General features: G+C 68.1%; 10 protein-coding genes. 6 read left to right on the forward strand and 4 right to left on the reverse strand.

What is annotated here, in order from left to right; genetic code table 11:
* Window positions 1–100 precede the first annotated feature (100 nt).
* The 3 genes from mmsB to ACN0TP_RS12615 are packed head-to-tail and all read left to right on the forward strand — an operon-like array spanning window position 101 to window position 3428.
* Window positions 101–1036, forward strand: coding sequence for a 3-hydroxyisobutyrate dehydrogenase (mmsB, locus tag ACN0TP_RS12605; RefSeq protein WP_417219518.1), 936 nt, complete (start codon window positions 101–103; stop codon window positions 1034–1036).
* Entirely contained in the window at window positions 1033–2619 is a 1587-nt protein-coding gene (locus ACN0TP_RS12610; protein ID WP_417219520.1) for an aldehyde dehydrogenase family protein, read from the forward strand. The genes mmsB and ACN0TP_RS12610 overlap by 4 nt, the downstream gene beginning before the upstream one ends.
* On the forward strand, window positions 2616–3428 hold the full coding sequence (locus ACN0TP_RS12615) for an enoyl-CoA hydratase/isomerase family protein (protein ID WP_417219522.1): 813 nt from the start codon (window positions 2616–2618) through the stop codon (window positions 3426–3428). Before ACN0TP_RS12610 ends, ACN0TP_RS12615 begins: the two co-directional genes overlap by 4 nt.
* A gap of 86 nt (window positions 3429–3514) precedes the next feature.
* On the opposite strand, the gene ACN0TP_RS12620 is transcribed toward ACN0TP_RS12615, so the two are convergent.
* The 3 genes from ACN0TP_RS12620 to ACN0TP_RS12630 form a co-directional block, all read right to left on the reverse strand.
* Window positions 3515–6874: a S8 family serine peptidase gene (locus ACN0TP_RS12620; protein WP_417219524.1), complete on the reverse strand. Its 3360-nt coding sequence runs from the start codon at window positions 6872–6874 to the stop codon at window positions 3515–3517.
* A 435-nt stretch (window positions 6875–7309) separates the two neighbouring features.
* A complete protein-coding gene (gene thiD / locus ACN0TP_RS12625) occupies window positions 7310–8137 on the reverse strand; it encodes a bifunctional hydroxymethylpyrimidine kinase/phosphomethylpyrimidine kinase (RefSeq protein WP_417219526.1) in 828 nt (275 codons plus the stop codon).
* Window positions 8134–8799, reverse strand: a complete 666-nt coding sequence (locus ACN0TP_RS12630) for a TetR family transcriptional regulator (protein WP_417219528.1) — start codon at window positions 8797–8799, stop codon at window positions 8134–8136. Before ACN0TP_RS12630 ends, thiD begins: the two co-directional genes overlap by 4 nt.
* 233 nt (window positions 8800–9032) lie before the next feature.
* On the opposite strand from ACN0TP_RS12630, the gene ACN0TP_RS12635 reads away from it, so the two are divergent.
* The 3 genes from ACN0TP_RS12635 to ACN0TP_RS12645 are packed head-to-tail and all read left to right on the forward strand — an operon-like array spanning window position 9033 to window position 12148.
* The gene (locus ACN0TP_RS12635) at window positions 9033–9761 is read left to right on the forward strand and encodes a queuosine precursor transporter (protein ID WP_417219530.1); all 729 of its coding nucleotides are present in this window, start codon (window positions 9033–9035) and stop codon (window positions 9759–9761) included.
* A gap of 24 nt (window positions 9762–9785) precedes the next feature.
* Window positions 9786–10475 carry an ABC transporter ATP-binding protein gene (locus ACN0TP_RS12640; RefSeq protein ID WP_417219532.1) on the forward strand — a complete coding sequence of 230 codons (690 nt, stop codon included), beginning with the start codon at window positions 9786–9788 and terminating at the stop codon, window positions 10473–10475.
* Window positions 10472–12148, forward strand: coding sequence for a DUF6297 family protein (locus ACN0TP_RS12645; RefSeq protein ID WP_417219534.1), 1677 nt, complete (start codon window positions 10472–10474; stop codon window positions 12146–12148). Before ACN0TP_RS12640 ends, ACN0TP_RS12645 begins: the two co-directional genes overlap by 4 nt.
* Here ACN0TP_RS12645 and tgt read toward each other — a convergent pair.
* A complete protein-coding gene (gene tgt / locus ACN0TP_RS12650; RefSeq protein WP_417219536.1) occupies window positions 12145–13473 on the reverse strand; it encodes a tRNA guanosine(34) transglycosylase Tgt in 1329 nt (442 codons plus the stop codon). The two genes, ACN0TP_RS12645 and tgt, sit on opposite strands and share 4 nt — an antisense overlap.
* Window positions 13474–13479: the final 6 nt, after the last annotated feature.

The following is a 13479-nucleotide window of genomic DNA, read 5'->3' on the forward strand; positions in this document are numbered from 1 at the left end:
TATGCCTATTTAGTGCTTGAATGCACCATAACAGCATGTGATGGTGGTCATAGAGCGGCGGGGAAAACCGCCGGACACCACGTTGAAGGGCGGGCCGGAAATGGCGAGCATTGGTTGGATCGGACTCGGGCACATGGGCGGCCCCATGACGGCGAACCTCGTCGCGGCGGGGCACACGGTACGGGGCTTCGACCTCAGCGAGGAGGCCCTGGCAGCCGCGGTCGGGCATGGCGTCACGGCAGCCGGCAGCATCGCGCAGGCGATCGAGGGAGCCGAGGTGGTCTTCACGATGCTTCCCAAGGGCGAGCATGCCAAGGCCGTCTATCTCGGGGAGGGGGGCATCCTCGAAACGGTCGGCACCGACGTCCTGCTCGTGGATTCCTCCACGATCGACATCGAATCGGCCCAGGCATTGCACGATGCGGCCGCCGCCCACGGCAACCGCTTCGTCGACGCCCCCGTCTCCGGCGGGATCTCCGGCGCGGAGGCCGGAACGCTGACCTTCATGGTCGGAGGCCACGACGATGCGGTCCGTGACGCCAGCGCCTACATCGAACCCATGGCCGGGAACATCATCCCCACCGGGGCAGCCACCACCGGCCAGGCAGCCAAGATCTGCAACAACCTCATGCTCTTCATCAACCTGGCCTCAACGTCCGAGGGCGCCGTCCTGGCCGATCGGCTCGGGCTGGACCGCAAGGTCTTCTGGGACATCGCCAGTGTCTCCTCCGGCGACAGCTGGGCGCTGCGCACCTGGTACCCGTTGCCGGGTGTCGTGCCCACCGCGGCGTCGAACAATGAATTCGCGCCGACCTTCACGACCGAGCTGGCCCACAAGGACATCAACCTGGCCCTGTCGGCCGCCCGGCAGACCGGCACTCCACTGGTATTGGCGGAGCAGGTCTCGTCAATGTTCGAGACACTGGTGCAGGATGGGAAGAAGGGCCTGGATTGCTCGGCCATCGTCCAACTCGTTGACGGCACCCACCAACCGGGTGCCGCAACGCCCGCAACGACCACCGGAGGCGCAGCATGAGCCAGAACCCCACCAGCGATCCCGTCGAAACCGAACGGCAAACGGCATCGCGCGCCGCGGTGAACGCGTCGGCCGGCCGATCCGTGGCCGCCGGCGGCTCCACGGGGTCCGACGTCCTGGACTGGCCGCAATGGATCGGCGGGGAGCGCACCGACGCCGCGGCGGGCCAGTGGCGTGAGGTGGCCAGCCCGGCCCTGCGCGGCTCGGTCATCGCCCGGGTCCCCGCCTCCGACACGAAGGACGTCGAACGGGCCGTCGAGGCGGCACGCCGGGCCTTCCCCGAGTGGGCCTCACGGCACTTCACCCAACGCGCCCGCCCCCTGGCGCTGATTGCCGACGACATCGAGGCGGAGGCCGAGGAGTTCGCCCGCTTGACCGCCCTCGACACGGGCAATGCCATCCGCACCCAGGCCCGGCCCGAAGTGGCCACCCTGGTTGCCTTGTTCCGCTACTTCTCCGGCGTCGCGGGGGAAGTCAAGGGAACGACGCTGCCGGCGGGCGATGACCAGCTGCAATACACGCGCCGTGAGCCGCTCGGGGTGGTTGCCGCGATCCTGCCCTGGAACTCGCCTCTGATGATTGCCGGGTTCAAGATCCCCGCGGCCCTCGCCGCCGGGAACACCGTCATCCTCAAGGCAGCCGACGACGCGCCGCTGACCATCCTGAAGCTGGCAGAGGTCTGCAACCGGCACCTGCCCGGCGGCGTCCTGAATGCACTGACCGGCCGCGGATCGGTCATCGGACAGGCACTGGCCGAGCACCCCGGGGTCGACAAGGTCTCCTTCACCGGTTCCACCGAGGTGGGACGCGGCGTCGCGGCGCAGGCCGGGGAACGCCTGGCCCACATGTCCCTGGAGCTGGGCGGCAAGAACCCCTCGATCGTCTACCCGGATGCGGTCGACGACGACCTGGTGGACCAGTTGTTGCTGGCGTCGCGCTTCGCCCGCCAGGGCCAGAGTTGCACCGCAGGCTCCCGGCTGTTCATCCACCAGGACGTCTATGACGACGTGCTCGCGCGGCTGGTGCCCCGTTTGGGGGCCATGAAGGTCGGGGACCCGTTGGAGGAGTCCAGCGACATGGGCGCGGTCATCAACGCCAAGCAGTTCGACGGCATCACCGGATACCTGGATGAGGGCCGCACGGTGGCCGGTTTGGAGACCCTGCTGGGCGGCAGCGCCCCGACCGAGGGGGAACTCACCCGCGGCTACTACCATGTGCCGACGGTCTTCGGCGGTGGACGCAACGACTTCCGGCTGGCCCGGGAGGAGATCTTCGGGCCGGTGCTGATGGCGATCCCGTTCTCCAGCACCGAGGAAGTCGTCCGCATGGCCAACGACACCCACTTCGGCCTCGCCGCCTATGTCTTCAGCCACGACCTGGACCGTGCCCTGGACACCGCGCACGCCCTGCAGGCCGGCTGGGTCCAGGTCAACCAGGGAGGCGGCCAGGTCGTCGGCCAGGCCTACGGCGGATACAAGCAGTCAGGCATCGGCCGCGAGGTCTCCCTGGAGGGAATGCTCGAGGGCTTCACCCAGACCAAGCAGATCAACGTCAAGCTCCGCCCGTCCCGCAACGGATCATGACCGCCTCCGAGGCAGGAGCCCCCGGCACCGGCCCCGGCATCACCGTGACGGTCGATGCCGGGGTCGGCACGATCCTGCTGCGCCACCGGGCCCAGCGCAATGCCCTGACGCGGATGATGTGCCGCTCCCTGGTCGAGGCGGCCGATGACCTCGATGCGCGGGCCGACGTCGAGGTCATTACCGTCCGCGGGGACGGCGGCACGTTCAGTGCCGGTGTGTCCATCGGGGAACTTCGCGATGTCATCCTGGACGACGGCGGCGACACCGATCACCTCACCGCCGCGGACCGGGCACTGGCAGGCGTTGCCAAGCCGACCATCGCCGTCGTCCAGGGCCACTGCATGGGCGGGGGGTGGCAGCTGGCCTCGGCCTGCGACTTCATCGTCGCCAGCGACGACGCCTCCTTTGGCATCACCCCGGCGAAGCTGGGCATCATCTACCCGCGTTCCGGGGTCGACCGGCTGGTCCGCCTGTTGGGTCCGGCGACGGCGAAGTACGTGCTGATGTCGGCGCGGACCTTTTCGGCGACCCGGGCCCAGGCCATGGGACTGGTGGCCGAAGTGCTGCCCGCGGACCGGTTCGAAGCCGGGGTGGGCGAACTGCTCGACGAGCTCAAGGCCCGCTCGCGCTATTCGATGCACACCACCAAGCGGCTCATTGACCAGTCCGGTGACCCGGACGTCGAGGCATCCGCACTCGCTGGTTCCTGGGATGCGGCATGGGCCGGCATGGCGGCCGGGCCGGACATCGATGAGGGGGTGGCCGCCTTCCTGGAACGCAGGAACCCGGTCTTCCCCTGGAAGCCGTGAGGAACGCCTCCCTGAGGACGTGAAGACGGGAATACGAAAGAAGGTGCCGGCGGTCATGGACCGCCGGCACCTTCTTCATGGTGCTGCTACTTCTTGGTGAAGGTCACGACCTGGGCCTTGTCGCCCGTCTGGTTGTGCAGGTGCAGGAAGAGTCCCTGTTCCTGGTTGGCCTTCTTCTTGGCCATCGCCATCTTCTTCGGGAAGGCATTGGAATAGTCCTGGACGTGTGCCGTCAGGTGCTGACCGGGCAGGTCGGCAAAGGCCGTCCCCGTTCCGGCACCCTCGAACCACAGGTCCGGGTCCACCGCGTTGTAGGCGACCCAGTCCGTGGAATCGACCGGCACCTGGGCGCCGGACTCATCCGAGTTGTACTGGCTCCAGGTGGAGACACGGTACTGGATCTGGCCGGAGGACTGCTCCGTCACGCCCAGCGACGCCAGCGAAACCGGAAGGCTCACCGTGTTCGTGTCGAACGTGTTGGAGTCCGTCTCGCCGGTCATCCCGTTGGTCGGCCAGAGATCGACCTGCTGGCCGGTCTTCAGGTTGTAGGTGGCAGCCAGATCCAGATCGAGCTCATCGACATTCGTGTTGAACGTGACGAAATCGGCCTTGTTGTCTCCGTTGGTGTCGATCTCGATGTCGATCTCCGTACCGCCGGCCAGGTGGGCCCAGTTGCCGAACGTGCTGATACCGAAGTTCAGCAGCCCGTCGGTGACCCCGTTGCTCGGGGCATCGGAAGCGGCACCGACATACTGCAGATCCATGGCGCGGGCACCGGGGATCTCATCGGCGGACTTCGGGAGCTTGGAGCTGGTGGCTCCGAGCTCGAAGGCCGAGACCAGGGACAGGACGCGCTCGTCGCCGTTGCCCAGCAGCAGGCCCTTGCCCTTGAGCTTGACGTCGGCCGTGACCGCGCCCTTCTTGGTCTTGATGTTCTTCTTGGACACCGCCATGTTGCTGGACGCCTTGGGGGCGGCCTGGACCGGCACGCGCAGGGCCGGCTGGCCCTTGGCGGTCAGTTCGATGCGACCGGTGGCGTCGGCCAGGTACTGGCGGTTCAAGCCCAGCTGCTGCTTGTCCATGGTGGGATCCATGGTCTTGGCGAACTTCTTCGGGTCGATGGTCAGGGTGACCTTGACCTTCTTGGACTTGCCCGGCTGGATGCTGACCTTGTCGGTGCTCAGCGAGTAGCTGGCACCGGGGATCGTGGTGGAGGGGATGTAGTCGAGGCGGTAGTGCTGGGTCCACTTCGACTTGTTCTGCACCGTGATCGAGCTGGTCTTCTTGACCTTCTTCTTGCCCATTTCGATGACGCCGAACGAGAGCGAGGTCAGGTCGGGTGCGTCGGTTGCGTAGGCGTAGACGGGCGTCTTGATCGCTGCATCTGCGATGACGCGTCCGGAGCCGACGCGGTTCGGCCCGTAGGTCTCGCCGTTGGCTGCCGTGACATCGGCCGTGGCCGTGTTCATCACGATGGACTTGACCTGGTAGGCCGTGTAGTCACCGGAACCGGCAACCAACGCGGCGATGCCAGCGGTCAACGGGGTGGCCATCGAGGTACCGGTCATGACGGCCGGTCCGTTGCCCGTGCCCACTCCGGCGGAACCGATGAGCGTGCCCGGTGCGGCAACGTCGGGCTTGACGATGCCGTTTGAACCGTGGACGCCGCGCGATGAACTGGAGTTCAGCGTGTCCAGGGCTCCGGATTCACCGGACGCGGTGCCGATGAGGTCCTGGTCGAGCTGCACCTTCAGGGTGCCGGCCTCGGCGGCAGGACGCAGTTTCTCGGAGTAGTCCTTGTTGAACTGGATGCCGGGAATCGTGGCGTTGCCGGCAATACCGGCGTCGAAGACGCTGCGCGGGGAGTCGAGGATGACACCGGCACCGCCGGCGGCCTCGACGTTGTTGAAGCGCTGGCCCGAACCGCAGGGGAACGCACCGTTCTCTTCCCACTGGATCCAGACCCACTTGCCCTTGAAGTCGGTTCCGGCCGGGAAGGCGTCGCAACCGAACTTGTTCGAGGCATCGGCCATGACGACCTCGCCGGTGAGTTCTTCCTCCGTGGCGGCAGCGTAGTCGAAGTTCACCGAGTACTGCCCGGAGGCCGAGCCGGCAACATCGGCCGGGGCCAGGATCTTGGCGCCGTCGAGGGTGATCTTCGAGCCGACGGTATTCGCGACGGTCAGCGATGACCGGGCGTTGCCGGGGGAGCCTCCAACGTCGGTCACGTCGCCGGCGTTGCCGGAAGCGACGACGGAGAGAATGCCCTGGTCGGCCAAGGCGTCCACGATGTCGTTCTCGGGGTCCTCCACGGGGGAGTGGTCCGAGCCCAGGGACATGTTCACGATCTGGGCGCGGTCGCTGAAGTCTCCGTCGTTGTTCGGATCCAGCACGTAGTCCAATGCCTGGCCCACGACGCTGGAGGATCCTTCACAGCCGAAGACGCGGATGCCCACGAGCTGGGCCTCCGGCGCCGAGCCGGGGCCGATCCTCATGCTCGAGACTTCCTTGGCGGAGAGCTTGGTGTAGTCGCCCGAGAAGGTCTTCCCGTCGGCGTCCACGCCGTATCCGGCGGCGGTGCCGGAGACGTGGGTTCCGTGGCCGGCCGTGGTGCAATCCAACGGGTTGGCGTCGGGTTTGGGCACCGGCTGGTACGAATCGGCATCGGGGTCGGCGTTGTAGTCGTCGCCGACCAGATCCCAACCGCCGATGAACTTGGCCGGGTCGAGCAGGCCGGAGTTGGCTGCCGGCAGGGTATCCGAGGCCTGGGCCTTCTTGTAGGCGGCCACGGTGCCGGGTCCGCCGAAGTCCGCGTGCGTGTAGTCGACACCGGTGTCGAGGACGGCAATGGTGACGTCCTTGCCGGTCTCCTCCATGGCGGTCCACGCGTCGAGTGCCTTGGTGTCGACGACCGAGACCTTGTTGGACGGTGACTTCGGTACGACGGCCGTAATCTTCACGACGTCGGGGCGCTTTGCCAGTGCCCGCAGGGCGTCCGCATCACCTCGGAGGGCCACGCCGGGCAGCGAGTTGGTGGTGGTGTAGACGACCTCGGACTTCGAGGCCTTCGCCGCAGCGGCACCCTGGGCCTTGATGTTCTTGCGAATCTGCTTGACCTTGGCCGTGTTCTTGACCGGCTTGGCCATGCCGCGGGCGACACTGGAGGGCTGGGTTGCGGCGAAGGCTCCCTCACCGCTGAACTGGACGTAGGCGGTAACCTCGCCCTTCTTGCTGACCATGGGGCCGGCGACCTTCAGATTCTGCAAGGTCTTGAGGTCCTGCTTCTTCAACGCAGAACCCCCGAAGGCCTGTGCTTGGCTTCCGGGGGTGCTGTTGATGTCCTTCGGTGCGGCGTTGGCCGGTACCGACATGGTGGCGGCCAGGACAATTCCCGAGGCCGCCGCCACGACGGCCCGGGCAAGCCGGGGCCGATGCGAGTGATTCATGATGCTCCTTGTAACCGAGTGGGCGGTTTTGGGGCACCATCGGGGCGATTACCCCGGTGCGCCCCACGCCATAGCCTAAGTGACTCCAGTCACAAGTCAAGTAGTTGCTTTACATTATTCACGACTTGTCGCATCGGCTTGTTGACAAGAATTAGAGGTCAAATCCGCGTCTCGGCACCCTTCCCGCGTAGGGGTGACGCGGTGCACACGGACGAGCGATGGATGGCTGTGAAGGCGAGCCCCCGGCGTCGAGGGGCACGGGCGGCAATGGCCCGCCGTCTGCAAAGCACGGAAGATGATGTGTCAACCCGCGACTGAAGCAGTGGACCGCTCCGGAAAATCTTTGGCTGCCTCTTCCCCGGGCGGCCCGCCGGGGCACAAAAAAGGGGAGCGGCACCGCATCGGTGCCGCTCCCGCCGGGGATGCTGCCGGGGATCAGGCGGTGACCCCGCCCTGCCAGAGCGCGTCGAACGGTGCGTGCGAGGCGACACGGTGCTCGATGCCCGTGGTGACAAAGGCCTTCGCCGTTCGCGCTGCCTCCAGTGCCGTGGCACCCTTGGCGAGTTCGGCGGTGATCGCCGCGGCCAGCGAGCAACCGGCCCCCGAGACGGCGACTTCGCCGATCTTGGGTGCTGACAGGATTTCCGTGGTGGTTCCGTCGTGGAAGACGTCGACTGCCTCGGAGCCGGCCAGCCGCACACCGCCCTTGGCGAGCACCGCGGCTCCACTGGCATCGTGGATGATGCGGGCCGCGCGCTCGAGGTCCTCGACGGTGGAGATGCTGATCCCGGAGAGGGATTCGGCCTCGAAGTGGTTCGGGGTGACGAACGTGGCCAGCGGCAGCAGCGTGGCCTTCAACGCCTGGTCGGTATCCAGGGCGTGGCCGGGCTCCTGCCCCTTGCAGATGAGCACCGGATCCAGGACGACGTTTTTCCAGTCCTGGGACCGCACGGCGGCGGCAACGGCGTCAATGGTTGCCGGGCTTCCCATCATGCCCAGTTTCACGGTGTCGAGTTGGCCGGCGTAGCAGGATTGGATGGCCTCGAGCTGGTCGGTGATGACCTGCGGGTCCACGGGGGTGAAGCGGTGGTCCCAGTTCTGCTTCGGGTCGAAGGCGACGATGCAGGTCAGCGCCGTGATCCCGAAGACGCCCAGCTGCTGGAAGGTCTTCAGGTCCGCCTGGGCACCGGCTCCACCGGTGGCCTCGGAACCGGCGATGGTCAGCGTGATGGCCGGGGAGGATTGCTGTTGCGTGGAAGTCATGACCCCATTTTAGGCCGGTCGCGTTCCACGTTGCGCACGACCCCGATGACGTCGTCGACGATGTGCCGAACCACCGGGAGGCGGGAGAGGACCGCGAGCCGGGCCATCAGGGTCGCGGCATTTGCGGCCAGGCGGCGACTGCGTTCGGTATCGGGCGAGCGGTCATAGGCCCAGAAGATGACCAGGCCACGTTGGACGAGCCACAGCAGTTCGGGCAGGTCATCGCGGATGGCTGCCGGAGGCAGGGGCAACGATGCAGCGACCGCTTGGCGCCAGAGCGCGAATTCCTTGGCCCGCGAGATGTCGAAGGCCTCGTCCTCGCCCGTTCCGGCCTGCAACAGCACGGTGCCGCAATCGTGGAACGGGGCCAAGGCGTCGAGAGCCGCATCCAGGACGACCTGGATGTTGTCCCGCAGGTTGTTGCCCGAGCGCAGGCGCGGCCGCGCGGCCTGAAGCTGTTCGTCGACGAGCCCACGCGCCAGCTCATGGACCAGGGCGTCCTTGGAGGGGAAATAGTAGTAGGCGTTGCCGATCGAGAGCCCGGATTCGGCCGCGATGGCACGCATGGTGGTGGAGCGGTAGCCGTCGCGGGCGAAGAGCTTCACGGCGGCACTTTGCAGTCGGGCCCGGGTCTGTGCCGACTTCCTCGTCCTGGGTTCCATGACTTCCTTGCAGCGGTGGTGATCCGTGCCAGTCTATCCAGTTTTGAACGTGTTCAAAACAGTATCGGGCCGACGTCGGGAAATGGCACCGGGCGGGACATCCCGGCCGGGGACGACGTCGTCGTGCTCCATGGGAGAATGGGAGACGTCAAGTGCTAATACAGCGGGCGGCGGCACTGGGGGGACCCGGGGAGCCGCGCCTGGCGAACCACTTCCAGAATGGGAACAACTTCATGCATGCCTCCTCCGGCGACCCCGTCAACACCCTGCCCGCGAAACCACGGGAACAGCGCGCCCGCCAGGCGGTCTACGCCTCCGCCGGAAGCCCGTACTTCTCGGCCGTGCTGGCCCTGATGGCCGTGGTGGTCATCCTCTCCAACATCGGCGCCACCAAGGGGGTGACGTTCGGGCCGATCATCACCGACGGCGGGTTCTTCTTGTTTCCGCTGGCCTACATCCTCGGCGATGTCGTCAGCGAGGTCTACGGATTCAAGGCCGCGCGGCGCTCGATCATCATCACGTTCCTGCTGGCCGCCTTCGCCTCCTTCTGCTTCTGGGTCATCATCGAACTGCCCGCCGCCGACTGGTACAACGGCCAGGCGGCACTGGAGCAGACGCTCGGCCCGGTCTGGCAGATCGTTGCCGCCTCACTGTGCGGGTTCCTCGTCGGACAGACGCTGAACTCCTATGTGCTGGTGCGCATGAAGGAGCGGTTCGGGGAAAAGGGCCTGGTGGGCCGGCTCATGGGATCAACGGGCGTGGGCGAATTCGCCGACACGTTGATCTTCTGCTCGATCGCGGCCTCGGTGATCGGCATTTCGACGGTTCCGGACTTCGTGAACTACGTCCTGGTGGGCTTCGTCTACAAGACGGCCGTCGAATTCCTCTTCGTGCCGATCACCACCCTGGTCATCCGCTGGTTCAAGCGCCGCGAACCCACCTACGGGGTCGCCTCCGCCTGAACCGGCGCCGGTAGGCTGGGCAGCATGAACCCGCAGGACGCCCCCTTGTTGACCGCACGCGGACTGGTGGCCGGATACGGCGACTTCGAGGTCTGCGGTCCGCTGGATCTGGTGTTCGACCGGGGCGACGCGCTGGGCATCGTGGGACTGAACGCCGCCGGCAAATCGACGCTGTTGCGCACCCTGATCGGCCGCCAGCCGCCGGTCTCCGGCCGCGCAGCCGTCCTGGGGGTCTTCACCGACGACACCTCCCACATCCACCGCCGCCTGGTCTCCGCGGTCTTCGACGAGGACGCCTTCTTCGACTCGCTGACCGTCGAGGAGCACCTGCAGCTCATCGTCTCCGGGCACGGAGTACCCGACGGGCAGGAAGCCGTCGAACGCGAACTCTCCTTCTTCGACCTCACCGCCGCCCGCGACGCCCTGCCCGGAGCGCTCTCCTCCGGGCAGCGCCGTCGACTGCTGCTCGCCGCCGGGTTGATCCGCCCGGCCGAACTGCTGGTGCTCGATGAACCCGAACAACGGCTGGACCCGCCCATGAGGGCCGAACTGGCGGTGCGCCTGCGGGCCCGGATCGACGATGGCGGTGCCGTCCTGCTGGTCACCCACGACGCCGTGCTGTTGACCACCGTGGTGGACCGGTGCCTGATCGTCGGGGATGGGCTGCGCTTCGCCAGCGCCGACGAAGGTGCCGCAGCGATCGGCGGCGCATGAGCGCTTCGCCCGCCGCGTCCGGCCGGGGTGCCGCCCTGCCGGCCTGGGCGCCCGCCGGGCCGCCCACCGCGTTTGATCCGGTAGCCACCACACGGCGGCTGCGCCGGGACCGGCGGCGCGGTGAACGCTTCGAACGCTGGGGCGATATCTACGTCGGCGTGCTCGGGGTGGCGATCCTGCTGGCCTACGTCCTGGGCCTCGTCCAGTTCCTGGCCCAGGGGCTGCGGGATTCCGGGTTGACGGGACTGGTCAGGCCGGATGTCGCCGTGGTGCCGGGTGCCGATGCCGGATCCGCGGTGTTGGCGTTCGCGCTGCTGGGTGTCGGCGGGCTCCTGACCAGCCTGGGACCGGTCGCGGTGGACCGGGCCCAGGGCCTGTGGTGGCTTTCGCTGCCGGTGGACCGCGGACCGATGTTGTCCCGCCAGCTGCGTCATCGGCTGGTGTGGGTGTTCGCCGCGGGTGTGGTGGCGTGGTTGCCGCTGGGGCTCTCCGCCGGCACCGCCGGACCGTTCGGCTATGAGGGGCCGCCGCCCGGAGGGCTCCTCGCGGGATGCCTGACGGTGGGCCTGGAGTTCGTGGTGCTGGCGCTGCTGGCGGCGGGCGCGCAGACCGCCGGGGTCCGCCGCGGATTCTCCCGGCTGCTCGGGGTGGCCGGGGTCGTGCTGGCGCTGGCCTATGCCATCGACGCCCTCTGCCGTGCGGCCGGTGCCGTGGTGTCGCCGTTGGCCGCTGCCTGGCAGGTGCTGCCGTCCGCCTGGCCATCCACGGGCAGCTGGCTGATCCCCGCGCTCCTGCTCCCGGTCGTGCTGCTCGGTTGGCTGCTGGTGCGACCGCGGTTGGGCCGGATCCCCGCCTCGGATCTGCTGGACGCCGGTGGCATCAGCGGCCAGGCGGGGAATTCGGTGGCGCTGCTCGACGTCGGTGCGTTGGCGCGTTCCTTCGCCCGGGGACCGCGGCGCAGCTCGCACCTGCGTGATGTCTGGGCGCGGCTGCTGCCCCCTCGCTTCGGGCGCTCGCCGGTGGCGGCCTTGCTGCGGGCCGAGGCACTGGTCCTGCTGCGGACCGGTACTGTGTGGGCCCGGTTGCTGGTGGGCCTGGCCCTGCTGGCCGGAACGGTCACAGCCCACGGAGGAGGCACCGCCGTCGTACTGTGTGTGGCGACGGCCCTCGCGGGGATCCTGGCCGCGCAGGCCGCCGGGGCAGCAGCCGCGGAGGCGGCTCGTGTTCCCGGGCTGGACGCCTTGCTGCCCCTGGACGCGGCGACCGCCCGGCGGGCGCACGGCGTGCTGCCGGTGCTGGTGCTGGTGCCGTGGGGCGCGGCCGCCGGGGCGATCCTGGGGTGGGCAGTGGCCGGGCCGGGCTCACCGGGGGACTGGGCCCTGCTGGTGGCCATCGGCGCCCTGTGCGGGATCGGCTTGGCCGGCGGGTCGCTGCGCCTGGCGTACCGGCCCGAGGTGGACTGGGAATCGGTGTTGCAGCGCCAGGTCCTGGGCAAGGCGGCCCAGCCCCTGATCGGACATGCGGTGCACGGCATGGAGCTGATGCTGATCGCGCTGGTGCCGCTCGGGGTGGCGCTGGTGCTGGCCCCCGTGCCGGTGGTGCTGGTGGCCGTTGCCGCCGGCGTCGGCGCGGCCGGTTGGTTCGCCGGCACGCACCGGAGCGAACCGCTTTAGAGCCCCTGCGGGTCGGGCTGCCCGGCGTAGTAGGCCGCCAGGGTCGCCGCCTTGAGCTGGGCGAACGTGCCGTCCTCGATGGCCTCGCGGGCCCGGTCCACCAGCGAGACGGTGAACCGCTCGTTGTGGATGGAGATCAGCGTGTGGCTGAGCAGTTCCTTGGCCTTGAACAGGTGGTGGATGTAGGCGCGCGTGTAGTGCGTGCAGGCGTAGCAGTCGCACCCGTCCTGCAGGGGGGTGAAGTCCGTGCGGTAGCGGGTGCCCGAGAGGTTGAAGCGTCCGTGGGGTGTGTAGAACGCCGAGTTGCGGGCGACCCGGGTGGGGGAGACGCAGTCGAAGGTGTCGGCGCCGTTCTCGATGGCGGTGAAGATGTCATCCGGTTCGGAGATCCCCAGCAGGTGGCGTGGCTTGTCCTCGGGCAGCTCCTCGGAGCACCAGCCGACGATCGTGCCCAGGTTCTCCTTCTCCAGGGCGCCGCCGATGCCGAACCCGTCGAAGGGCATGGCCCCCAGGTCGGTGCAGGCCTTGCGGCGCAGGTCCTCGTACTGGGCGCCCTGGATGACGCCGAAGAGCGCCTGGTAGGGCTTGGTGGCGCGTTCGTCGGTGAGCCGGAAATGCTCGACGATGCAGCGTTCGGCCCACCGGCGGGTGCGCTCGAGCGATTCGACCTGGTAGCCGCGTGAATTGTGCAGCGTGGTCAGCTCGTCGAAGGCGAACATGATGTCCGCCCCGATGCGGTGCTGGACGCCCATGGAGATCTCGGGGGAGAAGCGGTGCCGGTCACCGTTGATGTGCGACTTGAACCAGACGCCGTCCTCATCCACATTCGCCAGGCGCTCCTTGCCCGGGGCGACGGTGTCATCCCCGCCGTCGGCCGTGGAGACCTGCATGTCGATGACCTTCTTGAACCCCGAGCCCAGGGACATGACCTGGAACCCGCCCGAATCGGTGAACGTGGGGCCGGGCCAGTTCATGAACGCGCCGAGGCCGCCGGCGGCGTCGAGGATGTCCGAGCCGGGCTGCAGGTAGAGGTGGTAGGCGTTGGCCAGCACGGCCTGCGCGCCGAGCTCGGCGACCGATTCGGGGAGCACCGCCTTGACGGTGGCCTTGGTGCCCACGGCGATGAAGGCCGGGGTCCTGATGTCACCGTGCGGGGTGTGGATGACGCCGGTGCGGCCGAGCCCGGTGGAGCCATCCGGGTTCACCATGCGGGTCCCGACCTCAAAGGAGAACCCCTCCTGGCGGGGGTGCGCGGCGGGCACGGGGGAGTCGGTGGTCACGGCGGCGGTGGGATCGGAGGCAGGCACCCCACCATTTTGCCCCATCCGGGC

This window comes from Arthrobacter sp. (genome assembly GCF_048266065.1).
Classification (GTDB): Bacteria; Actinomycetota; Actinomycetes; order Actinomycetales; family Micrococcaceae; genus Arthrobacter_H.